The organism is Streptosporangium nanhuense (assembly GCF_059358815.1).
This window is the reverse complement of sequence record NZ_JCADBG010000039.1, coordinates 12,717-35,760: the sequence shown is the minus strand read 5'-3', so window position 1 is coordinate 35,760 and position 23,044 is coordinate 12,717. Positions and strand designations below refer to the sequence as shown.

At 72.5% G+C, this 23,044-nt stretch carries 21 protein-coding genes; 15 read left to right on the top strand and 6 right to left on the bottom strand.

The window, feature by feature from the left end:
- The first annotated feature begins 262 nt into the window (after positions 1-262).
- From AC5L38_RS41590 to AC5L38_RS41580, 3 genes are all read left to right on the top strand, one after another.
- A complete protein-coding gene (locus AC5L38_RS41590) occupies positions 263-1,816 on the top strand; it encodes a condensation domain-containing protein (protein ID WP_495248330.1) in 1,554 nt (517 codons plus the stop codon).
- Positions 1,817-1,996: 180 nt separating this feature from the next.
- Positions 1,997-3,100, top strand: coding sequence for a hypothetical protein (locus AC5L38_RS41585; RefSeq protein ID WP_495248329.1), 1,104 nt, complete (start codon positions 1,997-1,999; stop codon positions 3,098-3,100).
- Positions 3,101-3,358: 258 nt separating this feature from the next.
- The gene (locus AC5L38_RS41580; protein ID WP_495248328.1) at positions 3,359-4,498 is read left to right on the top strand and encodes an NAD(P)/FAD-dependent oxidoreductase; all 1,140 of its coding nucleotides are present in this window, start codon (positions 3,359-3,361) and stop codon (positions 4,496-4,498) included.
- Positions 4,499-4,545: 47 nt separating this feature from the next.
- Here the strand turns inward: AC5L38_RS41580 and AC5L38_RS41575 are convergent, their stop codons facing one another.
- From AC5L38_RS41575 to AC5L38_RS41560, 4 genes are all read right to left on the bottom strand, one after another.
- Positions 4,546-5,310, bottom strand: coding sequence for an SDR family NAD(P)-dependent oxidoreductase (locus AC5L38_RS41575; RefSeq protein ID WP_495248327.1), 765 nt, complete (start codon positions 5,308-5,310; stop codon positions 4,546-4,548).
- Positions 5,311-5,343: 33 nt separating this feature from the next.
- On the bottom strand, positions 5,344-6,303 hold the full coding sequence (locus AC5L38_RS41570) for an NADP-dependent oxidoreductase (RefSeq protein ID WP_495248326.1): 960 nt from the start codon (positions 6,301-6,303) through the stop codon (positions 5,344-5,346).
- A gap of 288 nt (positions 6,304-6,591) precedes the next feature.
- Positions 6,592-7,032, bottom strand: coding sequence for a hypothetical protein (locus tag AC5L38_RS41565; protein ID WP_495248325.1), 441 nt, complete (start codon positions 7,030-7,032; stop codon positions 6,592-6,594).
- A gap of 73 nt (positions 7,033-7,105) precedes the next feature.
- Positions 7,106-7,738 (bottom strand): pyridoxamine 5'-phosphate oxidase family protein, encoded by a 633-nt coding sequence (locus AC5L38_RS41560; RefSeq protein ID WP_495248324.1) that lies wholly within the window; start codon positions 7,736-7,738, stop codon positions 7,106-7,108.
- Positions 7,739-7,970: 232 nt separating this feature from the next.
- On the opposite strand from AC5L38_RS41560, the gene AC5L38_RS41555 reads away from it, so the two are divergent.
- The 9 genes from AC5L38_RS41555 to AC5L38_RS41515 all read left to right on the top strand — a co-directional run bounded on the left by AC5L38_RS41555 (position 7,971) and on the right by AC5L38_RS41515 (position 17,656).
- Positions 7,971-8,144, top strand: coding sequence for a hypothetical protein (locus tag AC5L38_RS41555; protein WP_495248323.1), 174 nt, complete (start codon positions 7,971-7,973; stop codon positions 8,142-8,144).
- On the top strand, positions 8,141-9,472 hold the full coding sequence (locus tag AC5L38_RS41550) for an enolase C-terminal domain-like protein (RefSeq protein WP_495248322.1): 1,332 nt from the start codon (positions 8,141-8,143) through the stop codon (positions 9,470-9,472). The genes AC5L38_RS41555 and AC5L38_RS41550 overlap by 4 nt, the downstream gene beginning before the upstream one ends.
- 33 nt (positions 9,473-9,505) lie before the next feature.
- Positions 9,506-10,654 carry an L-talarate/galactarate dehydratase gene (locus AC5L38_RS41545; RefSeq protein WP_495248321.1) on the top strand — a complete coding sequence of 383 codons (1,149 nt, stop codon included), beginning with the start codon at positions 9,506-9,508 and terminating at the stop codon, positions 10,652-10,654.
- A 246-nt stretch (positions 10,655-10,900) separates the two neighbouring features.
- Positions 10,901-11,908 carry a 1-aminocyclopropane-1-carboxylate deaminase gene (locus tag AC5L38_RS41540; RefSeq protein ID WP_495248320.1) on the top strand — a complete coding sequence of 336 codons (1,008 nt, stop codon included), beginning with the start codon at positions 10,901-10,903 and terminating at the stop codon, positions 11,906-11,908.
- A gap of 307 nt (positions 11,909-12,215) precedes the next feature.
- Positions 12,216-12,989: a helix-turn-helix transcriptional regulator gene (locus tag AC5L38_RS41535; protein ID WP_495248319.1), complete on the top strand. Its 774-nt coding sequence runs from the start codon at positions 12,216-12,218 to the stop codon at positions 12,987-12,989.
- Between the two features lie 301 nt (positions 12,990-13,290).
- On the top strand, positions 13,291-14,361 hold the full coding sequence (locus tag AC5L38_RS41530; protein ID WP_495248318.1) for an iron-siderophore ABC transporter substrate-binding protein: 1,071 nt from the start codon (positions 13,291-13,293) through the stop codon (positions 14,359-14,361).
- Entirely contained in the window at positions 14,358-15,401 is a 1,044-nt protein-coding gene (locus tag AC5L38_RS41525) for a FecCD family ABC transporter permease (RefSeq protein ID WP_495248317.1), read from the top strand. Before AC5L38_RS41530 ends, AC5L38_RS41525 begins: the two co-directional genes overlap by 4 nt.
- A 351-nt stretch (positions 15,402-15,752) precedes the next feature.
- Complete coding sequence (locus AC5L38_RS41520; protein ID WP_495248316.1) at positions 15,753-16,805, top strand: FecCD family ABC transporter permease; 1,053 nt, start codon at positions 15,753-15,755, stop codon at positions 16,803-16,805.
- Entirely contained in the window at positions 16,802-17,656 is an 855-nt protein-coding gene (locus AC5L38_RS41515) for an ABC transporter ATP-binding protein (protein ID WP_495248315.1), read from the top strand. The genes AC5L38_RS41520 and AC5L38_RS41515 overlap by 4 nt, the downstream gene beginning before the upstream one ends.
- A gap of 76 nt (positions 17,657-17,732) precedes the next feature.
- On the opposite strand, the gene AC5L38_RS41510 is transcribed toward AC5L38_RS41515, so the two are convergent.
- Both AC5L38_RS41510 and AC5L38_RS41505 read right to left on the bottom strand, forming a co-directional pair.
- Positions 17,733-18,341 (bottom strand): class I SAM-dependent methyltransferase, encoded by a 609-nt coding sequence (locus AC5L38_RS41510; RefSeq protein WP_495248314.1) that lies wholly within the window; start codon positions 18,339-18,341, stop codon positions 17,733-17,735.
- Between the two features lie 364 nt (positions 18,342-18,705).
- A complete protein-coding gene (locus AC5L38_RS41505; RefSeq protein WP_495248313.1) occupies positions 18,706-20,136 on the bottom strand; it encodes an aldehyde dehydrogenase family protein in 1,431 nt (476 codons plus the stop codon).
- 246 nt (positions 20,137-20,382) lie between these two features.
- On the opposite strand from AC5L38_RS41505, the gene AC5L38_RS41500 reads away from it, so the two are divergent.
- The 3 genes from AC5L38_RS41500 to AC5L38_RS41490 all read left to right on the top strand — a co-directional run bounded on the left by AC5L38_RS41500 (position 20,383) and on the right by AC5L38_RS41490 (position 23,039).
- Positions 20,383-21,549, top strand: a complete 1,167-nt coding sequence (locus AC5L38_RS41500) for a sensor histidine kinase (RefSeq protein WP_495248312.1) — start codon at positions 20,383-20,385, stop codon at positions 21,547-21,549.
- A gap of 19 nt (positions 21,550-21,568) precedes the next feature.
- A complete protein-coding gene (locus AC5L38_RS41495) occupies positions 21,569-22,240 on the top strand; it encodes a response regulator (protein WP_495248311.1) in 672 nt (223 codons plus the stop codon).
- An 85-nt stretch (positions 22,241-22,325) separates the two neighbouring features.
- Entirely contained in the window at positions 22,326-23,039 is a 714-nt protein-coding gene (locus AC5L38_RS41490) for an ABC transporter ATP-binding protein (RefSeq protein WP_495248310.1), read from the top strand.
- Positions 23,040-23,044 lie beyond the last annotated feature (5 nt).

The following is a 23,044-nucleotide window of genomic DNA, read 5'->3' as shown; positions in this document are numbered from 1 at the left end:
GTGCCCGTGATCGGCGGCTGAGGCCGTTCCCGGGAGCGTCCTCGTGATCGGGGGTGAGGCCGCCGGCCGGGCGGCCCGAGGGGGTGATCCCCTCGGGCCGCCCGGCTGCCGCGTCCGGCTGGAGCGGGCCGGCACCACCCGCCGCGTCCCGGCCGTCCGGCCGGTTCGTAACCGCCCGGCCCGAAGATCGATCCTGGGCAACAGACGCCGGGTTTCGTACGGTCCCGTGCGAGGCAGGCCGCGATGACGGTGGTGGTCGGAGGTGAACGACCTGGAGGTCCGCTTCTCGGGCTCCCGATCGGGGCGGTGGCCCATTACGGTCGGCCAGAAGAACGTGCTGGAGTGGATCAGCCCGGACCTGCCGGGGCCGGCCGACATCCTGTCGACGATGGTGCGCGTGCCCCGGGGGAGCACCATGGACGAGGTCGGTGCGGCCCTGGGCGCGCTGATCGGCCGCCAGGAGGCGCTGCGGACCCTCATCAGGGACGGCGAGCAGTTCGTGTGCGCGTCGGGAACGCTCGTCGCCGAGGTGGTCGAGGCCGCGGGCACCGGCCAGGCCTGGTTCCCGCCCGGCCGGGCCTTCGACCCCGCCGCCGACCTTCCGGTCAGGGCGAGCGTGGTGACCCGGTCGGGGTCTCCGTTCCTGGTCGTCCTGCACGTGTCGCACGTGGCGGCGGACCTGTCGGCGATGACGGTCCTGCGCGCCGAACTCGCCGCCCTGCTGGCGGGCCGGCCGCTTCCTCCCGCCGCGTACCATCCCGCCGACCAGGCCGTCTACGAGCTCACCCCGGCCGGGCAGCGCCGGCTGGAGGGTTCGCTCAGATACTGGGCCCGCCAGGTGGCCGAGAGGCCGTTGTGCGCGCTCGGCCTGCCCTTCCGTTTCCCCGGCGCCCGCGGCCATCATCACGTCCTGCTGGGCTCCCGGCCCGCCGCGGAGGCGCTGGCCCGCGTCGCGGCGGACACGGGCGCGCGGCCGTCGGCGGTCGTGATGGCCGCGTTCGCGGCGCTCCTGACGACCTGGACCGGAGCGCCGGGATGCCAGTTGAACTGCCTGTGCAACAACCGCTTCTCCCCGGAGCTGCGCGACTACGTCGGCACGGTGGCCCAGGAGACGACCATCCCCTTCACCGCGTCGCCCTCGTTCCTGCGGGCGGTCTCCCGGACGGACGCCGCGGCCTTGGCGGCCTACAAGTACGGCCGGTACGACCCGGCCCGGCTGACCGAGGCGAAGGACGAGGTGGAACGGATTCGAGGCATGCGCTGCCACCGGGACGTGGTCGTCAACAACACGACCGGCCACTCGCGCGCGGTCATGCCGGAGGCGGGTGTGGAGTTCGACACGGGCGACCGCGTGTTCGGAGCCCCCGCGGAGTTCGACATCTACCGGCTGGACGGCAGGCTGGGCTGCGGGCTCGGTCTCGACGCCCGCCTGGCCACCGCCGACGAGACCGCCGCCCTCCTCGGCGGGGTCGAGCGGCTCATCGTCGCCGCCGCCGACGGTGACGTCGATCCGGCCGGCTTCGGCATCCCCCCGGCGCGACGCGGGCCGGGCTGGGTGCGTGCCCGCTCGTGCTGGGTCGACCTCGCCGGCGTCCAGGCCGCGGCGGACCTCGCCCTCGGCCCCGGCGTCGCGCGGATCGAGGCCGCCGGCGACGAGCTCGTCGCCCGGGTCGGGCCCGGCACCGACCTCTCCGCCGCCGCTCGGGCGGTGCTCGACGCGGTCCTGCGCGAAGAACGCCACGGCGTGGTCGCACCCGGCCACTACGTACGGGCCGTCGACGGGCGCGGCTTTCACCCGCCGAAACCCGTCCGCTGACCAGACGACGCCGGCTCCTGCTCCGGCGAAACCGAACCGTGCCGGGGCGCATCAGAGTCCCCAGCGACCTCGGCGCGGTCCATTCCTTTGACGCGGCGTTCGGCCGTAGTCAAAGACCCGCATATACGGCCGAAGTCACCTGTGCCTATCCTGTTGATCAAAATGAGGCGGGAGCCAGGCATGACGGAGGTCCGTTATCCGGTGACGATCCCCGGCGCGGGGATGTATGTGGTGGGGGTCGACATCGCCCCCGGACAGTACGTCGGCGAGGGCGACGGTGTCTGGACCCTGTTCTCCGGGCCCGGCGGCGTGCCCGGTTCGGGCGGTACGGCCGAGGTGATCGTCTGCGCCGATGACGTCGCCCTCCAGCTCAGCGGCTCCGGGCTGTGGCACCGGGCCGGTGCCGTCGCGGAGGAGCCCGCGACGGAGCAGGGGCCGGACTGGCCGGTGCTCAGCCCGGCACTTCCGCCCGCGCTGGTCGAGGAGATCGAGCGAAGAGGGATGCCGGACCTCGGCCGTTCTCAGCGCCGTTCCCCGCGACGCCGCCTGACGGGCCATCTCGCCAAGGCCGCGGGACCGGTGCTGGCCTGGTGGTCATGCATGATGATAATTCTCGCGGCGTTGTTGTCCTACGGCGAGGAACAGGCCTCCAGCGCGGCCGAGTACGCCGGAGTCGCGGGCATCCTCCTGCTCTGCTCCATTGCCGTGGACCTGATCAAAGGGGATGGGGTCAAGCGGTGGAGGACCAACATCCGGCTCGCCCGGCTCCTGCCCTTCGAGAACCGGATCCGTTCCGAGAAGCGGGAAGGCAGGATCGTCACCGCCGCCGACCTCGGCCCTGAGCACGCCGCGCTCCTGGCCCGCGCCCAGCGCGCGATCAGGCGTATCACCGGCTCCGCGGTGAACCGGGCCGGGTTGCTCGACTCGCTGGACAACGCGCTCACCCTGCGCGAGCAGGAGTGGGAGATCGCCTGGAGACTCGCCCAGATCTCCCGGCTGGGGGACGACCGGGAGAGCCTCCAGGAGGCGGTGGACTCGGTCCGGAACAGGGTGGAGGAGCTGGAGACCTACGCGGGCCATGTCGCCGAGGCTGACCTGGCCCACCGTGCCAGGGAGCGGCTCGACGCCGCCCTCGCCGCCCGGTCCTCCGTCATCCAGGACCTGCTGGCGGAAACCGCGCGGGACGACCACGCCGTCAAGCAGATCCAGCGCCTGGACGAGCACGCCCGGACGCTGCGCGACGCCATCCGCGCCAGCCTCGACCAGGAAGGGCCCGGCCGGTGATCCAGGGCGCGAATGATCGGGACCTGGCCGGTGCGGGCGCGGTCGGCGGCCGGGAATCGGCGAGGCGAGCCGGGGCCGGGCAGCGGCGGAAGCGAACGACGGTGTGCTGTCCACGTCGATGTGACCTTGAGTGAGCGTCCCGAGGTTCCACGGCCGTCTCTCGTCAGAGGCGCCGAGTGTGGCGACGGTGTGGAGGTATGGGGCAGGTAGCGTGCAAACCATCGTACGGACGAGGTGTCGCCCCTACCGTCGCGAGATATGCAGACAGTGGACGTACTGGTCGTGGGGGCGGGCCTGGCCGGCCTGCACACGGCCCGCCTGCTCGCGCTACGGCAACTGAACGTGATGGTGGTCGACCGCCGCAGGTCGCTGTCGGCGGGCATCCGCACGACAGGGATCTTCGTCCGCCGCACCCTCGACGACTTCGACGTCCCGGACCACCTGCTCGGGCCGGGTGTCCGGGACGTGCTGCTGTACCCACCCTCGCGGCGGGCGCCGATCCGGCTCACCAGCGACCGGGACGAGTACCGCGTGGCCGACATGGCGGCCGTCTACGAGCACGCGCGCCGCGCGGCGGAGTCGGCCGGGGCACGGGTCCTGCTGGGCGTACGGTACGTCGACGCGTCGATGGGGGTCGTGCGGTTCGCGGACGCGGCACCGGTGACGGCCCGGTTCGTCGTCGGCGCGGACGGCGCCCGCTCCAGGGTGGCCCGCGATCTCGGTCTCGACGTCAACCGGCGCTTCCTCGTCGGTGCCGAGATCGTCCACCCCGTCGCGCCGGGCACGACCACCCCGGCCTTCCACTGCGTGCTGGACCCCCGGATCGCCCCGGGGTACCTGGGCTGGGTCATCGACGACGGCCGGCACGCCCATGTCGGCGTCGCGGGATACCCGGACGCGATGCGCGTCGGTGTCCGACACCTGCTGGACGCCTTCGCCGCGGACGCGCCCGGCGGTACGCGGCCGGCCGGGCCGGTCGGGCGCCGGGGCGGTCCGATCCCGGTCGGCGGCGTGCTGCGGCGGCTGGCCTGCCCCGCCGGGCTGCTCGTCGGGGACGCGGCGGGCGCGGTGTCGCCGCTGACGGCCGGCGGGCTGGACCCCTGCCTGCGCATGTCCGAGCTGGCCGCGGCGGTCACCGCCGGTTACCTGCGCACCGGCGACCGGCGCGTGCTGAGCCGGTACGACGGGGACGCGCTGCGGGCCCGGTTCCGGGGCCGGCTGCTGCTGCGCCGCGTGTTCGCCGGCATCCGGTCCCCCGCCGCGGCGGAGGCGGCGGTGACCCTGTTGCGCGGCCGTGCCGGTCGCGCCCTCGCGGCGCGGATCCTGTTCGGCGACGGCTCGTTCCCCGAGGTCGGCCCACGGATCGCGGACCTGGCGAACGGCCGCTCTCACCGGTGAGCCCGCGCCCCGGCGGCGGCCGGTGCCCGCCATGGCGGGATCCGGCGTCAGGCGGCGGTCAGCCCGCCGTCGATCGCGAGCGCGGCCCCGGTGATGAACCCGGCCTCGTCGCTCAGCAGGAACGCCACGAACGCCGCGATCTCCTCCGGCCGGCCGATCCGCCCGACCGGGTGCATCGCCTCGGCCGCGCGCAGGGACTCCTCCGGTGTCGGGCCCAGGTTGGCACGCAGCAGCGGGGTGTCGACGCCGCCGGTGATCAGGGCGTTGATCCGGATGCCGGTCGTGGCCGTGTCGAGCGCCGCCGAGCGGGTGAGCCCCACGACGCCGTGCTTGGCGGCGCTGTAGGAGGCCATGCCCGCCGACCCGGTGACGCCGAGGTTGGAGGCGTTGTTCACGATCGCGCCGCCGCCGGTGGCCCGCAGCGCGGGGATCTGGTGCTTCAGGCCGTAGAAGACGCTGCTGAGGTTGAGCGCCAGGTCGGCCCGCCAGGCGTCGCCGTCCACGTCGGTCACCGCGCCGATCGCGGTGGCGGCGCCGACGTTGTTGAACGCGCCGTCGAGCCGGCCGTACCGCTCGACCGCCTGCCGGACGAGTCCGGCCGCCTCGGCCTCCACGGTCACGTCGGCGGGGACGAAGGTGGCCTCGCCCCCGGCGGCGCGGATGCCGGCCACCAGCGCGTCGCCGGCCTCCTTGCCGCGTGCGGCCAGGACGACCCTCGCGCCTTCGGCCGCGATCCGCTCGGCGGTGGCGCGGCCCATGCCGGAGGTGGCGCCGGTGATCAGGATGACCTTTCCCGCGAGACGTGTGGACACGATTACTCCTTTTCCCGGTGAGGGTGGGTGATGTCAGAAGGTGAGCACGAGCCGGCCACGGAGGCCGCCGGCCTCGAGCCGCCGGTGCGCGTCGGCCGCCTCGGCGGCGGGGAGGGCCGCCGCGACGCGCGGGGTGAGCACGCCCGCCTCGGCGAGCCGGCGGATCTGGTCCAGCTTGTCCGTGCGTCCCGCGTAGTCGGGGACGAACGTCGTCCGCACCGTGATCCGGCCGTCGCTCCCGAACTCGTGGCCACCGGGTTCGTCGGCACCGCGGAACCGGGCGTACGCGCCGCCGTCACGTACGGCGGCGAGGAGTCCCGGCCCGACCAGCGCCGTGTCGGCGACCGCGTCCACGCCATCCGGATACCGGGCCCGGACACGTTCGGCGACGCCGGCCCCCCTGGCCACGACGTCGGTCGCGCCGGACAGGCGGACCAGGGCCTCGTCGGCGGGCGCGGCGTCGGCGACCACGGTCAGCCCCTCGTGCCTGCCCATTTGGACCAGGTAGCCGCCGAGGATCCCGGCGGCCCCGGTCACGGCGAGGACCGAGCCCGGGGCGAGCGCCAGCTGGTCGAGCGCGAGCCGCGCGGTGAGCCCGTTCATCGGCAGCGTCGCCGCCGCCACGTGATCGATGCCCGCCGGTGCGGGGACGACCCAGCCGGCCGGCAGCACCACCTGTTCGGCGTAGCCGCCCGCGGCCGGGCCGAGCGGTACCACCATCGCCATCACCGGTTCCCCCGGGGACAGCTCGGTCTCCGTCCCCGGGCCGATCTCGTCGATCACACCGGCGATCTCCATCCCGGGTACGTACGGGGTCGGCACCCCGTCGAACGCCCGCGCGAACACGCCGGAGCGCAGCAGCGTGTCCCCCGGATTCACCGCGGCCGCCCGCACCCGTACCCGGACCTCACCGGGCCCGGCGTGCGGTTCCGGCAGGTCGACGACCCGCAGCACGTCGGGCCCCCCGAACTCGTGAAAACCTATCGCTTGCAAAGTCGCAGCTCCTAAGTGGTTTCTTTTGTATACCGACCAGGTCATCCTCACTTTTGCACCGGTGTGGAGGAGCGGCAAGAGAGCACTTCAACGTGCGCAGGTATCCTCGGGGAAACCGTCCCGGGCGGAACCAGGTATCTCTCGTACACCGGGAGCGCCACGTCGGCGGGCGGGGCTTCGCGCACGCCGACGACGAGGACCGGCCCTGTGACGACGTGCTCGCTCCGTGACGCACGGCGAAACCCCCGGCCGCCGCCGGGAACGTGGCGGCCTCGCCTGATCAGGCCTTCAGTCGGTGAACAAGGCTTCGAGCGAACGGGTGCCGTCGTCGAATTCCCGCACGGTCGCCTCGACGCGCCGGTCGCCGACCTTCTTGCTCACCCCCGCGACGCAGAGATCTCCGCAAGGCTCTATGGGCTGGGGCAGATCGGCCCATCCGGCGGAGTGGAATCTCGCCAGCACCGCGCTGAAGGGCACATCGGGGTCCAAAGCGAAACTCACCCGGGCGCCTCCCGTTGTCACGGAGTCGCAGGCGCTGCCCTCGCCGGGCGGCGACTTCGCGTGCGGTGCCAGCAGCGGCCCTATTTCCCTGGCGAGCCGCTCGCTCTCGCGTTTGTCCTTCGCGTAGCACCCCTCCTGTGCCCGGCGGGACGCGGTGTCGTCATGACCCGCGCATCCAGCGGTGATCGCGGCCGCGGTGACCAGGAGCAGTGTCAGGCCGATTCTCATTCGACACCTCTGTGACATGGGTGATCTGCCGTTCGGAGAGGTGGGCACCGGCGGGCCTCTCCGGGCGCGGGGGTCAGTACTGGTTCATCTTGGCGTCCAGGGCGAGCCCCGCGTCGATCGCCTTGGCGGGGACCCCCTTGAGGCCCATCTGGTCCTTGGTGATCCGTCCGAGCGTGGGCAGGCTCCCGCGGTCGGGCCAGGTCTCGGGCTTCCACAGTGACGAGCGCAGGAACGCCTTCGCGCAGTGCATGTACAGCTCCTCGACCTCGACGAGGACCGCCAGCCGTGGCCGCTTGCCCTGGACCGCCAGGTCGTCGAAGAACGGGGCGTCCGACACGAGTGTCGCGCGCCCGTTCACCCGTAGCGTCTCGTTCATCCCCGGCACGATGAACAGCAGCCCGACGTGGGGGTTGTGCAGCACGTTGCGGAGACTGTCGAGCCGGTGGTTTCCGGGCCGGTCGGCGAGCACCAGCCGGTGGTCGTCGAGGACCAGCACCGACCCGGCGGGGTCTCCTCGGGGGGAGACGTCGCAGGTGCCCTCGGCGTTGGAGGTCGCCAGCAGCACGAAGGGCGAGTGCGCGATGATCGTGCGCGCGTGCTCGTCGATCCGGGCGATGTCCTTGTCCCAGAGGGTCTGCGGCGGCTCCTTCGCGATCTCTCGGAGCTCGGCCTCGGTCGTCACCGCACGGATCTCAGAAGGGTTCACCGTCCGAATATATGTAAGGGGAGCCTAACCCGCGAGGCCGTCGCGATCTCCGCAGGCCGAGAGCCCGCCGACGGCGATCGCGGTGCCCGGGTACGGTCACGCGGGGTCGTCGGCGTGGTCGCGGGCGGCCCGGCGGCTGAGCCTGAGTTTTTCGCCGTGGATGCCCCTGGGGTGTTACGCGATACGGAAACACTCTTGGACAAGCATCGTCGTCGCTTCCTACCTTGGCCAGGTGACGCTGACTCCCCCCGCTGAACTCGCCGACCGGCTGACCACCGGCCTGCTCTCGTTCCCGGTCACGCACTTCGACGACCGGCTCGACTTCGACGAGCCCCGCTACCGCGACCACCTCGCGTGGCAGGCCGGCCTCGCCGCCCTGATCGAAAAGGTTGGACAGGCCACATGAGCGCGCGAACCCCCACGGTCGCCCGGGTCGAGGCGATCCCCGTCGCCGGGCACGACAGCATGTTGCTCAACCTCAGCGGCGCCCACGGCCCGTTCTTCACCCGCACGATCACGATCGTCACCGACAGCGCCGGGAACGTCGGCGTCGGCGAGGTCCCGGGGGGCGAGGCGATCCGCCACACCATCGAGGCCGCCGGGGAGATGCTCGTCGGCCGGCCGGTCGCCGAGTACGGGAGCCTGCTGCGCGAGGCCGGGGCCAGGTACGCCGGGCTCGACGCGGGGGGACGGGGCCGGCAGACCTTCGACCTGCGGACCACCGTCCACGCCGTCACCGCCCTGGAGTGCGCGCTGCTGGACCTGCTCGGGCAGCACCTCGGCGTGCCCGTCGCGGAACTCCTGGGCGAGGGCCGCCGGCGCGACACGGTTCCCGTGCTCGGGTACCTGTTCTACGTCGGCGACCGTACGCGGACGGACCTGCCGTACGTCGCCGAGAAGGACCCGGCCGACGACTGGGAGCGCCTGCGCCGCGAGACGGCGCTCACCCCGGACGCGATCGTCGGGCTCGCCGAGGCGGCGCGGGCACGGTACGGCTTCGCGGACTTCAAGCTCAAGGGCGGGGTGCTCGCCGCGGAGCAGGAGATCGCCGCCGTACGGGCGCTCGCGGCGCGGTTCCCGGACGCGCGGATCACCGTCGACCCCAACGGGGGCTGGCTCCTCGCCGACGCCGTCGAGCTGTGCCGGGACCTCGGCGGCGTGCTCGCCTACGTCGAGGACCCCGTCGGCGCGGAGGGCGACATGTCCGGACGCGAGACCATGGCCGAGTTCAGGCGCGCGACCGGCCTGCGTACCGCCACCAACATGATCGCCACCGACTGGCGGCAGCTGGCCCACGCGGTGCGCGCCGACGCCGTCGACATCCCCCTCGCCGACCCGCACTTCTGGACCATGCGCGGCTCGGTCCGCGTCGCGCAGATCTGCCACGACTTCGGGCTCACCTGGGGCTCGCACTCCAACAACCACTTCGACGTCTCGCTGGCGATGTTCACCCACGTCGGCGCCGCGGCGCCCGGGCGGATCACCGCCCTCGACACGCACTGGATCTGGCAGGACGGGCAGCGCCTCACCCGCGATCCGCTTCGCATACGCGACGGCCACATCGCCGTGCCGACCGCTCCGGGCCTCGGCGTCGAGCTCGACCGGGACGCGGTGGCGGCGGCCCACGAGCTCTACCTCGAACACGGCCTCGGCGCCCGTGACGACAGCACGGCCATGCAGTACCTGCTCCCCGGATGGCGGTTCGACCCCAAGCGTCCCTGCCTGGTGCGCTGACCGAAAAGAGGTACAGAGCATGAGGGACAGAGCATGACGAGAGCACAGGGCGACCGGATCGTCGAGGTCGCGCTTTCCTCCGTGACGCTGCCGCTCAAGGCCGCGATCAGCGACGCGAAGGTCCTCACCGGACGGCAGCGCCCCATGACCGAGGTGGCGTTCCTGTTCGCGGAGATCCGCACCGAGAGCGGCGTCGACGGCCTCGGATTCAGCTACAGCAAGAGGGCGGGCGGCCCGGCCCAGTTCGCGCACGCCCGCCAGGTCGCCCCCGACCTCATCGGCGAGGACCCCAGCGACATCGGCCGGCTGTGGACCAAGCTCGTGTGGGCCGGCGCGTCGGTGGGCCGCAGCGGCGCCTCCACGCAGGCCGTCGCCGCCGTCGACGTGGCGCTCTGGGACCTCAAGGCCAAGCGCGCCGGCCTGCCCCTGGCCAAGTTGCTCGGAGCCCACCGCGACTCCGTCCGCTGCTACGACACCTCGGGCGGGTTCCTGCACGAGCCGATCGAACGGATCCTGGAGAACGCCACCGCCTCGCGCGCGGCCGGGATCGGCGGCATCAAGATCAAGGTCGGCCACCCGTCCCCCTCTGTGGACCTCGGCCGGGTCCGCGCCGTCCGCGAGCACCTCGGCGACGACGTCCCGCTCATGGTCGACGCCAACCAGCAGTGGGACCGCCCCACCGCCCAGCGGGTCGGCCGGGCGCTGGAGGAGTTCGGACTCGTCTGGATCGAGGAGCCCCTCGACGCCTACGACGCCGAGGGGCACGCCGCGCTGGCCCGCTCGCTGGACACCGCGATCGCGTCCGGCGAGATGCTCACCAGCGTCGCCGAGCACTACGAGCTGATCCGCCACGGCGCGGTCGACATCCTGCAGCCGGACGCCCCGCGCATCGGGGGCATCACGCAGTTCCTCCGCCTGGCGACCCTCGCCGAACACCGCAACCTGACGCTCGCCCCGCACTTCGCCATGGAGATCCACGTCCACCTGGCCGCCGCGTACCCGCACGAACCCTGGGTGGAGCACTTCGACTGGCTGCACCCGCTGTTCGACGAGCGGCTGGAGATCGGTGACGGCCGCATCCACCTGTCGGGACGGCCGGGCCTCGGCGTGACCCTCAGCGAACAGGCCCGCGCCTGGACCGTCGACCGGGCTGTCATCCAGGGGACGCCGGCCGGGCCGTGACTCAAGGGGCCGTGACTCAAGGGGCCGTGACTTAAGGGGGCGCGAATCAAGGGACCGGACCCGGGAGGTCCTGAGGTCCTGAGGTTCTGAGCGGTCCTGAGCGGTTCGGTCGCGGGGCTCCGGCAACTCGTCCTTGACGGTGAAGGGCAATCCAGTGTGCAATATATTGCATGCCGGTGCCTGGAGAGCGAGGGTTCGTCGCCGACCCGTGCCGACGACCGCCCCCGCTTTCCCATGGAGGTACTCATGCCCCTCGGTGACTTCGACCGGTACCCGCTGCTGTTCGGCCCGAGCCCCGTCCACCCGCTGGACCGGCTCAGTGCCCACCTCGGAGGCCCCCGGATCTGGGCCAAGCGCGAGGACTGCAACAGCGGCCTGGCCTACGGCGGCAACAAGACCCGCAAGCTCGAGTACCTGGTGCCCGACGCCCTCAAGCAGGGTGCCGACACGCTGGTCAGCATCGGCGGGGTGCAGTCCAACCACACCCGGCAGGTCGCCGCCGTGGCCGCCCGCCTGGGGCTGAAGGCCGTGCTCGTGCAGGAGCACTGGGTCGACTGGCCGGACGCCGTGAACGACAAGGTCGGCAACATCCTGCTGTCACGCATCATGGGCGCCGAGGTCCACCTGGTCGACGCGGAGTTCGGCATCGGTTTCAAGGACAGCTGGAGCCGGGCGATGGACGACGTGCGCAAGGCCGGTGGCACGCCCTACGCCATCCCGGCCGGCGCCTCGGACCATCCCCTCGGCGGCCTGGGCTTCGCCGGTTGGGCCGACGAGGTACGGGCGCAGGAGCGTGAGCTCGGGGTGTTCTTCGACACCGTCGTGGTGTGCAGCGTCACCGGCAGCACCCAGGCCGGGATGATCGCGGGCTTCGCGGGGCAGGACCGGCCGCGCCGGGTCATCGGCATCGACGCCTCCGCCAAGCCGGCGGAGACCCACGCCCAGGTGGACAAGATCGCTCGCCGTACCGCCGAGCTCATCGGTCTCGGCAGGGACCTGCGAGACGACGAGATCACCCTCCTTTCCGGGTGGGCCGGGGATCTGTACGGGATCCCGGTGCGGTCCACCCTGGACGCCATCAGGCTCACCGGCGGGCTGGAAGGGATGATCATCGACCCCGTCTACGAGGGCAAGTCCATGGCGGGTCTCATCGACCTCGTCCGGAACGGGGACATCCCCAAGGACGCGAACGTCCTGTACGCCCACCTCGGCGGCCAGCCTGCCGTCAACGCCTACAGCGGCCTGTTCCGCTGAGGCGGCACGCGGAGCCGCCGGACGTCCGTGAGAGGCCCGGCGGCGGAGGACGCCGCGAGCGGTCGTCCCCGCGGCCCGCCGGCCGGGTCCGGGCTGAGCCGGTCCCGGCGAGGCCACGACCAGCGGTTCCTCCCAAGGGGGCCACCCTGTCGTCGCCGTACTAGGGTGAGGGAATGCCGCTCGCGTCCCTCCGCGCCGACCGCTTCCCGCCATGACCGGGTTCACGTCCCGTCGCGTCCTGCCGTGACCGGGTTCATGTCCCGTCGCGTCCTGCCGTGACCAGGTTCATGTCCCGCCGCGTCCTGCCGTGACCAGGGAGACCCGCACGCTGCCCGTCCTCGCGGCCGGGCCGGTCGAGATGCCGTTCGTGATCCTGGGCTGGAGCGAGACCATCGCCCGCGACACCACCTGGAACGAGCACTCCCACCCCTTCCACGAGCTGCTCTGGAACGAGCGGGGCACGTCCACGGCCGTGGTGGGGGAGCGGGTCTGGACGGTGACCCCCTCCCTGGGCCTGTGGATGCCCGCGGGCACCCTGCACTCCGGCTCGGCGATCGTCGGCACCCGCTGCCGCGCCAGCTTCTTCGGCTTCGGCACCATGACCTCCATCTCCCCGACGCCCGTCGGCGTCGAGATCACCCCGCTGCTCCGGCTGCTGCTGGAGCGGCTCGCCGACACGGAGCTGTCCCCCGGCTCGCGGACGGTGACCGAGGCGATGGTGCTCGACGTGCTCACCCCCTCCTCACGCGAGCTGCTCGTGCAGATGCCCACCTCCGACCTGCTGCGCCCGATCGTCGAGGCGGTACAGGAGAATCCCGGCGACCCGCGGACGCTGGCGGGCTGGGCGTCCCACCTCGGCGTGAGCGCCCGTACGATCACCCGTGCCTTCAACGCGGAGACGGGCACCAGCTTCGTGCGCTGGGTCGCCGCGGTGCGCGCCCAGCACGCGGTCGCGCTGCTCGCCCGGGGGTGGGAGGTCGACGTCGTGGCCGAGGAGGTCGGCTACCGCTCGGCGAGCGCGTTCGGCGCGGCCTTCCGGCGGACGACCGGGCTGACCCCGGGGGCGTTCCGGGCCCGGTGACCACGGGCGTCTCGCGGGCGTGGGGCTTGTTCCGGGGGCCGGGGCTCGCGGACGTGTCGCCGCCCTCGTACACGCGCCATCCGAAGGCCCTCCTCCGGCCTTCGTGTCCCGATCTCGACAACGGGTGTCTCAAAAGCTTGATTGCGACAACTCGGTCATTCCTCCTAGGGTGCAAGCCAAGGCAAGCCTTACCTAACTAGATCGAAGTTTGCGGCAGTTACGGTGTACCGCCCCACGGACGCGCATCGCGATCCGGACGTGCGAGGGCCGGCACCAGCGAAATTCTGAAAGTGGAGTACCGATGAAGCGTCCACGTAGCCTTCGCATCCTCACCGTGACGGCTGTCCTGCTGGGCCTCGCGGGCTGTGGCGGCCCGTCGGAGACCAGGACCGAGACCGCGAGCGCGAGCAGCGGCCCGAGCACGAGCGCGAGCGCGGGCGGCGGCGCGAGCGCCTTCCCCATGACGATCGAGCACGCGCTGGGCACCACCACCATCCCGGCGAAGCCGGAGCGGGTGGCCACGGTCAACTGGGCCAACCACGAGGCGCCGCTGGCCCTCGGGGTCGTCCCGGTCGGCATGGCCGCCGCGAACTTCGGCGACGACGACACCGACGGGCTGCTGCCCTGGGTGAAGAAGCGCCTGGAGGAGCTCCAGGCCAAGACGCCCGTGCTGTTCGACGAGACCGACGGCATCGACTTCGAGGCCGTCGCCGACACGAAGCCCGACGTGATCCTGGCCGCCTACTCCGGCCTGACCAAGCAGGACTACGACACCCTGAGCGACATCGCCCCGGTGGTGGCCTACCCGGAAGCCGCGTGGGCGACCCCGTGGCGCGAGATCATCAAGCTGAACAGCAAGGCCATCGGGCTCGCCGCGGAGGGCGACAGGCTCATCGCCGGCATCGAGGGCGACATCGGCGAGGTCGTCGCGAAGTACCCGCAGCTCAAGGGCAAGTCGGCGATGTTCATGACGCACGTCGACCCCAACGACGTGAGCGAGGTCGGCTTCTACACGACGCACGACACCCGCACGCTCTTCTTCGAGGACCTCGGGCTCACGATCCCGGGCAGCATCGCCAAGGCCTCCGAGGGCACGGACAAGTTCGCCCTGACGCGGAGCGCGGAGCAGGCCGACCTGTTCGACGACGTCGACATCATCACCGGATACGGTGACGAGAAGGGCGAGCTGCTGGAGAAGCTCCGCAAGGACCCGCTGCTGTCGAAGATCCCCGCCGTCAAGCGCGGCTCGGTGTACCTCCTGCCCGGCAGCACGCCCCTGGGCACCGCCGCGAACCCCACCCCCCTGTCGATCTCGTGGGTGCTGGAGGACTACGTCAAGGCGCTCGCCGGCGCCGCGGACAAGGTCAAGTGACGTCGGTCGACACCGCCCGCCCGCCGGACGCCGTCCTCGTACGACGTCCGGCGCGTGTCCGGGTCCTGTGGCTGCTCGTCGCGGTCCTGGTCATGGTCGCGCTCACGGTGGTCTCCGTCGCGCTCGGCTCGCGTGACGTCGCTTGGTCCGACGTCTGGGCCGCCCTCGGCGGCGCGGACGAGACCCTCGAACAGGCGGCGGTCGCCAAGCGGATACCGCGCACCCTGCTCGCGATGGTCATCGGCGCCGCGCTCGGCCTCGCCGGAGGCGTCATGCAGGGCGTGACCCGCAACCCGCTGGCCGACCCGGGCATCCTGGGCGTCAACATGGGCGCGTCGCTCTTCGTCGTCACCGCCGTCGCGTTCCTCGGGCTCACGTCGCCGACCGGGTACATCTGGGTCGCGATGGCGGGGGCCGCCGTCTCGGCCGGATTCGTCTACACCGTCGGGTCCCTCGGACGCGGCGGGGCCACGCCCCTCAAACTCGCGCTCGCCGGCGTCGCCACGTCAGCGGCTTTCGCGTCCCTGGTCAGTGCCGTCATCCTGCCCCGCAACGACATCGCGGGGAGCTTCCGGCTCTGGCAGATCGGCGGGGTGGGCGGCGCGTCGTACGAGCGCATCGGGCAGGTCCTGCCGTTCCTCGCCGTCGGCTTCGCCGTGTGCCTGCTGTCCGCGCGGGCGCTGAACTCGCTCGCCCTGGGCGACGAGCTCGCGGCCGGGCTCGGTGAGCGCGTGGCCGTCATCCGGGCCACGGCCGCCCTGGGCGCCGTCGTATTGTGCGGGGCCTCGACGGCCGTCGCCGGGCCGATCGGCTTCGTCGGGCTCGTCGTCCCGCACGCGTGCCGCCTGCTCGTCGGCGTGGACCACCGCTGGCTGCTGCCGTTCTCCACCCTGGCCGGCGCGTCGCTGCTCACGGCGGCCGACGTCGTCGGCCGCGTCGTGGCACGCCCCGAGGATGTCGAGGTGGGCATCGTGACGGCGCTGATCGGCGCCCCGTTCTTCATCCACATCGTCCGCAGCCAGAAGGTACGTGACCTGTGAGCGAGCGTAGCGAGCGAGCCATCGAACACAGCAGCGTCGCGCTCGCAGGTTCGGCGGAGGAGGAGTTGTGAGTGAGCGTAGCGAGCGAGCCATTGAGCACAGCAGCGTCGCGCTCGCAGGTTCGGCGGAGGAGGAGTTGTGAGTGAGCGTAGCGAGCGAGCCATTGAGCACAGCAGCGTCGCGCTCGCAGGTTCGGCGGAGGAGGAGTTGTGAGTGAGCGTAGCGAGCGAGCCATTGAGCACAGCAGCGTCGCGCTCGCAGGTTCGGCGGAGGAGGAGTTGTGAGTGAGCGTAGCGAGCGAGCCATTGAGCACAGCAGCGTCGCGCTCACAGGTCCGACGAAGGAGGAGCTGTGAGCGCCCCCGCTGTCGCCCGGCCGGACGTCGTCCAGGCCGTCGTCCGAGGCCGTCGCCGTCGCGCCTCGCGCCGCCGCGTCGTCATCCTGGCGCTGGCGGTGCTCGTCGTCGCCGGTTTCGTCGTGACCCTGATGGCCGGGCAGACGTTCTACCCGCTCCGTGACGTGGTCCGCGTCATCCTCGGCGAGCGGGTCCCGGGGGCGTCCTTCACGGTCGGGAGGCTCCGGCTGCCGAGGGCCGTCCTCGCCGTGGTCGCGGGATTCGGCTTCGGCCTGTCCGGCGTCACCTTCCAGACGATGCTCCGCAACCCGCTGGCCAGCCCCGACATCATCGGCATCAGCTGGGCGGCGAGCGCCGCGGCGGCCGTCGCGATCGTGTCGCTGTCGCTCGGCGGGCTCCAGGTGTCGGCCCTCGCCATCGTCTCCACCCTCGCCGTCGCCCTGCTGGTGTACACCCTGGCCTTCCGGGACGGCGTCGTCGGCACGCGGCTCATCCTGATCGGCATCGGGATCGCCGCGATCCTCGAGAGCATCACCTCCTACGTCCTGTCCCGGGCCGCGGAATGGGACCTGCAGGAGGCGCTGCGCTGGCTGACCGGCAGCCTCAACGGCACGACCTGGGAACAGGTCGTGCCGGTCCTCGTCGCGCTGGGCGTCTTCACCCCCGTCCTGCTGTCCCAGGCGCGCGACCTGTCGGCGATGCGGTTTGGCGACGACACCGCCTCCGCCCTCGGGGTCCGTGTCGAACGCACCCGCGTCACGGTGATCGTCGCCGCCGTCGGCCTGATCGCCTTCGCCACGTCGGCGGCCGGGCCGATCGCGTTCGTGGCGTTCCTGTCCGGGCCCATCGCGGCTCGGCTCGTCGGCACCGACGGCTCCATGCTCGTGCCCGCCGGGCTCGTCGGGGCCCTCCTGGTCCTCGTCGCCGACTTCACCGGCCAGTTCGCGTTCGACCTCCGCTACCCGGTCGGCGTCGTCACCGGTGTCCTCGGTGCGCCGTACCTCGTCTATCTGATCGTCCGCACCCACAGGGCCGGAGGCTCGCCGTGACCACGTCCCACTCCCTCGCGGCCGAGGGTCTCACGCTCGGCTACGGCGACCGCGTCGTCGTCGAGTCCCTCGACCTGATCGTGCCGCACGGCGGGGTCACGGCCATCGTCGGCGCGAACGCCTGCGGGAAGTCGACGCTCCTGCGCTCCCTGTCACGGCTGCTCAAGCCCCGTGAGGGCCGTGTCGTCCTGGACGGCAGGGAGGTGCACCGCATGCCCGCCAAGGAGCTGGCCCGCACGCTCGGACTGCTGCCCCAGTCGCCGGTCGCGCCGGAGGGCATCACCGTGCTCGACCTCGTCGGCCGTGGCCGCCACCCTCACCAGGGGATCTTCTCCCGGTGGAACGACAGGGACGACGCCGCGGTGGCGGCCGCCCTGGAGGCCACCCGGACGACGGACCTCGCCGACCGCGCCGTGGACGAGCTGTCCGGCGGCCAGCGCCAGCGGGTCTGGATCGCCATGGCACTGGCCCAGCAGACCGACCTGCTCCTCCTCGACGAGCCCACCACCTTCCTCGACGCCAGCCACCAGATCGAGGTCCTCGACCTGCTGACCGACCTGAACCGCGATCGCGGCACCACCGTCGTGATGGTCCTGCACGACCTCAACCTCGCGGCCCGCTACGCCGACCACCTCATCGCGCTCTCCAACGGCCGCATCCACGCCTCCGGCCCCCCGGACGAGGTTCTCACCGAGGACGGCGTCCGCATCGTCTTCGGCCTCGACAGCCGCATCATCGAGGACCCCGTCTCCGGCCGCCCCCTGATGCTCCCCATCGGCCGCCACCACGTCCGGGCGCGGCCCGCCCCGTCCCCGGGTGCCCCGGGCCACCCGCGGGAGGCGCCCCTCTGAGCGAGACAACGCCCCGGCGACCGTCCCGCCGTCCCGTCGTTCCTCGCCCCCGTGTTCCCCGGCCACGCGGGCCGCTCTACCGGGGACGGCGGGCGAGATACACCAGGGCGGGGGGCAGGTTGCGCCACACCGTCCGGCTGAGCACGACCTCCTCGAAGGTCGTACGAAGATCATTGAGGTGTTCTCGCGCGGGTGGCGCCCACCGTGTCCAGCGGTAGGCGAACTGGGTGAACACCCCGTCCCGGGACAGGGAGCCGGCCACCAGCGGCAGCAGCCGGGCGCCCGCCACCGGCCGGAACGCGACCCAGGGCAGGCCGCTGACCACGACGTCGGCGGACAGGCCGCGCTCGGCCATCAACCCGGGCAGCTCCGCCGCGTGGGCGTGCACGACCTCCACGCCGGGGAAGCGACGGGCGAGGAGCACGGCCAGGCGCGGGTTGAGCTCGACGGCCAGATGGTGGCCCCTGCCCCCCAGGCGATCCTGGATGACCCCGGTGAAGGCGCCGGTTCCCGGTCCCAGCTCGACGACCGTCGGCTCCCCGCGTTCGGGGATCGGCACGACCATCTGCGCGGCGAGCCGTCGCGAGCTCGGGGCGACCGTGGCGGTCAGCAGCGGGGACCGGAGGAACTCGCGCAGCAGGGAGGTGCCGCCGGAGGCGTCGGCGGCGGGGCTGGTCGGTGTCACCGTGCGTGCTCCAGTGTCGTGGTTTCCTGTCTCGCGGGCCTCATGCTTCCAACAGGGCGGCCACCGCCGTCACCTGGCCGGGGTGAACACCGGGAGACATCTCCCGGCCCTTCCGCCGGTCGGCCTCCCACGGCCGGGGCTCCGGGGAGTCCCGGCCGGAGGGATCGTCGTCACTGAGAATCGCCACGAGGAACCGGATGGGTGGTCCGCCCCCTCAGGGCGTCAGGTCGGGTTTGTTGGTGATGATGCCGTCCACCCGGTAGGAGGTCACGCGCCGGCCTTCGTGCCATCCGGTTGGCAGGGGAGTGGTCCGTCGATGCCCGGCAGGTGAGCAATCGCCTCGGCACCGGCGTCCCGCCTGCCGCTAGCGCTGGATGGCCTTGAGCTCGGTGAACTCCTCCACCCCCGCGCGGCCCATCTCACGCCCGTTGCCGGACTGCTTGTATCCGCCGAAGGGGGCGAGCGGGTTGAAATGGGCGCCGTTGATGTAGACCTGCCCGACCCGCAGCCGCATGGCGATCCGCAGCGCGTGCTCGTCCTCGCCGAACACGGCGGCGTTGAGGCCGTAGATCGTGCCGTTGGCGATGTCGACCGCCTGGTCCTCGTCGTCGTAGGGGATGACGGACAGCACGGGCCCGAAGATCTCCTCCTGGGCGATCACCGAGTCCGGGTCGACGTTCGCGAAGACGGTCGGCCGGATGTACGCCCCGTGCTCCAGTCCGGGGACCCGGCCGGGGCCGCCGACGACGAGGGTCGCCCCGTCCGCGATGCCGCGTTCGATGTAGCCGTTGACGCGGCTCCACTGCCTCTCCGAGGCCAGGGGGCCGATCCGGGTGGCCTCGTCGGCAGGGTCTCCGACGGTGTAGGCCTTCGCCGCGGTGACGAGCATCCGCACGATCTCGTCGTGCCGGGACGCCGGGACGAGCATGCGGGCCCACGCCCCGCAGGCCTGGCCGCCGTTGGTCCAGATGTTGGCGAGCGTCTCGTCGACCGCGTGGTCCAGGTCGGCGTCGTCGAGCACGAGGTTGGCGGTCTTGCCGCCCAGTTCGAGCCCGACCCGCTTGACCGTGGCCGACGCGAGGACCGAGACGCGCTTGCCCACCTCGGTGGAGCCGGTGAACGAGACCATGTCCACGTCGGGATGGGACGCGATCGCCTCGCCGACGACGGGCCCGGATCCGTAGACCACGTTGAACACGCCCGCGGGCAGTCCCGCGGCGCTCGCGGCCTCGGCGAACAGCCGCGCCGTCAGGGGGGCGAGCTCGGCGGGCTTGAGCACGATGGTGTTCCCGGCCAGCAGGGCGGGCGCGATCTTCGTCATGATCTGCTGGAGCGGGAAGTTCCACGGGGTGATCGCGCCGACGACACCGACGGGCTCGCGCACGACGAGGGAGTTGCCGACCTCCTCCGTCCAGGGGAACCCGTCCGCGACGCCGGCCGTCGCGGACGCGACCGCGACGGGGAAACCCGCGTGGCCGAGGCGGGCCAGGGTGATCGGGGCGCCCATCTCGGCGGTCACGGCCTGGGCGATCTCCTCGTTGCGCGCGGACAGCTCGTCGGCCAGCCGCTGGAGGATCGAGGCCCGCTGCGCCGGTTCGGTCGCCGCCCATCCGGGGGAGGCGGCCCGCGCCGCCGCGACGGCGCGGTCGACGTCGGCCGCGGTACCGGCCGGAATCGTCGCGACGACGTCGCCGGTGGCGGGGTTGACGACGTCGATGGTGTCGCCGCCCGCGTCGACGGTCGCGCCGCCGATCCAGTGACCGGTCACGTTCAGGTGCTCATGTGTATGTGTCATGCCCTCAACGATTCATCGGTTCGCAGTCGGCATCCAGGTTCAAACGATCCGCGGATAACGAAGGAGACCCAGGTCAGGGCGGGGACAGGTTGTCCGCGGACACGCGTGGCACGGATGCCGCCGGTGGCCCGGAACCCCGGCCCGGAACCCCGGCCGGACGGCCTCGCCCGGCCGGTCGGGGAGTGGCGAGCCCGGTCCCGGGGGCGAGCAGGGTGTGGTTCGGACCGTTTTGAGTAGGGTTCGGTGATGCGGAGTCGTTCCCTCGTCGATCGAGCCCCGGCCGGTTCGAGCGAGGGCGCACGGCCCCTCCTGGATGTTCTGGCCGCGGTTCTCGTCGTCGGGATCTTCTGGTTGCCGCCGACGATCGGCGGCGCGGACCGGTCGCGCCTGGCGGCCGGGCTGGCGCTGGCGGCGATCACCGGTGGGGCGATGATCCTCCGGCGGCGTCTCCCGGCCGTGTCGACGGTGATCGCCGGGACCACGACCGTCGTGGGGGGCGTTCTGGGGGTGTGCCAGGACCCCATGCTCGCCACGGCGTGGTGCCTGTACCCCCTCGCGATCGCCCACGCGGCCCGCACCCGGACGCTCGTCCTCGTTCTCGCCTGCCTTCTCGCGGGACTGGCGGCGGTGACGGGGGTCCCGGAGGGAGAGGCGAGCGGTGCCGGGCAGCGGCTGGTCCTCGCCGTCGGCGCGTTGAGCGTCGCATGGCTGCTCGGTACCGCGGCGGGCAGGCAGATCGCGACCGCCCGGGAGGCGGAGCGGGCCCGGGTGCAGCTGGAGGTGGCGCGCGACGTGCACGACGTGGTCGGTCACGCGCTCGGGGTGATCAGCGCGGAGGCGGGGGTGACGCGGGCCCTCCCGGATGCCGGGGAGCAGGAGTTGCGTGACTCGCTGGCCGATGTCGAGGCGCACGCGCGGCGGGCGCTGGAGGAGATGCAGGCTTTCGTACGGGCGCTTCGCTCCTCTCCCGGCTCGGCGGCGGGTACGGAGGCTTCCGGGTCGGCGGCGGGCGCGGGGCCGGGAGGGGAGGTCGCGGGGGTCGCGCGGCTGCCCTCGCTGGTCGCCGCGACGCGCGCCGCCGGGGTGGGCGTCGAGGCCCGGGTCGAGGTGAACGGGCACGTCGACGACGTGGTCGGCGCGGTGGTGTTCCGGATCGTCCAGGAGTCGCTGAGCAACGTGGTGCGACACGCGCCGGGAGCGGGCTGCGCGGTCGACGTGCGCGAGGACGGGGAGGTGATCGTCGTGCGTGTCCGTGACCACGGTCCCGGAGCCCCGCCGGAAGGAGGTTCCGGGTTCGGCCTGCGGGGGATGCGGGAGCGGGCCCGGCTGGTGGGCGGCACCGTGACCTGGGGGAACCATCCGGAAGGCGGGTTCGACGTCACCGCGCGCCTCCCCACCGGCGGTGCCCGGTGACCGAGACCGGAGGTGCCCGGTGACCGGGGCGGGGCGCGAGGTCGTCGGCGTTCTCCTCGCCGACGACGACGAGCGCTTCCGCGGCGTGTACCGCAAGCTGTTCTCCAGGACCGAGGGGTTCCGGGTGGCGGGGGAGGCCGCCGACGGGGCGGAGGCGGCCAGGCTCGCCGGCGCCCTGAGACCGGCGGTGGCGTTGCTCGACGTGCAGATGCCCGGTACGAGCGGGCTGGAGGCGGCCCGCCGCATCCTGCGGGACACGAGCACCCGGGTGATCATGCTGACGACCTTCGACCTCGACGAGTACGTGCACGAGGCGCTGACGCTCGGGGCGTCCGGGTTCCTGCTGAAGAACGCGTCCCCGCCGGAGGTGCTCCAGGCGGTCCGTACCGTCCACGCGGGCAACGCCATGCTCGCCCCCGAGGTCACCGCGAGGCTGATGCACCGGTTCGCGCCGCGCCGGCCCGATCACCGGCACGCGTTCGCGGGCCAGGTGCTCTCCGAGCGGGAGATACAGGTCATCCGGTTCGTCGCGCGCGGATACTCGAACCAGCGGATCGCGGACGAGCTGTTCCTGAGCCTGGAGACGGTCCGCACGTACCTGCGGCGCATGTTCGCCAAGCTCGGGGTGAACGACCGCACGCACCTGGCCGTGCTCGCCTACGAAGCGGGGCTGCTGCACGAGCCCCGGTAGGTGTCTACTTTCGGGTGACGCGAGAGGGCGCCCCCTCCCCGCAGTCTGGAGCCGTCCATCAGGCGAGGCGCGGCAGAGGTGAACGGTGATCGAGATTTCCCGGCTCAGCAAGCGTTACGGAGGCAGGGCGGCCGTCGTCGACGTCAGCCTCACCGCGCGTCCCGGCCGGGTCACCGGCTTCCTCGGCCCGAACGGAGCCGGGAAGTCCAGCACTCTCCGGGTGCTGCTCGGCCTGGACGCGGCGAGCGGCGGCACCGCGCTGATCGGCGGGAAACGGTACCGCGACCTGCGGTACCCGTTGCGCACGGTCGGGGCGCTGCTCGACGGGGCGGGCCCGGTGCCCGAGCGCCGGGCCGTCGACCACCTCACCTGGGTCGCCCGGTCCAACGGGATCGGCCGGTCCAGGGTCCGGGAGGTGCTCGACGTCGTCGGCCTGGGCGAGGTCGCGAGACAGCGGGTGAGGAGGTACTCGCTGGGGATGGGGCGACGGCTCGGCATCGCCGCGGCGCTGCTCGGCGACCCGGAGGTCCTCGTGCTCGACGAACCCGTGAACGGGCTGGACCCGGACGGGATCCGCTGGATCCGGCGCCTCCTTCGCGACCACGCCGCGTCCGGCCGTACCGTGCTGCTCTCCAGCCACCTGATGACGGAGATGTCCGGCACCGCCGATGACATAGTGATCATCAATCATGGTCGCGTCGTCACCCAGGGCTCCCTCGCCGAGATCACCGCGGGGCACCCGTCGCTGGAGGAGGCGTTCTTCGCGCTCACCGGCGACCGGAACGCGCCGGGGTGGTGACCACC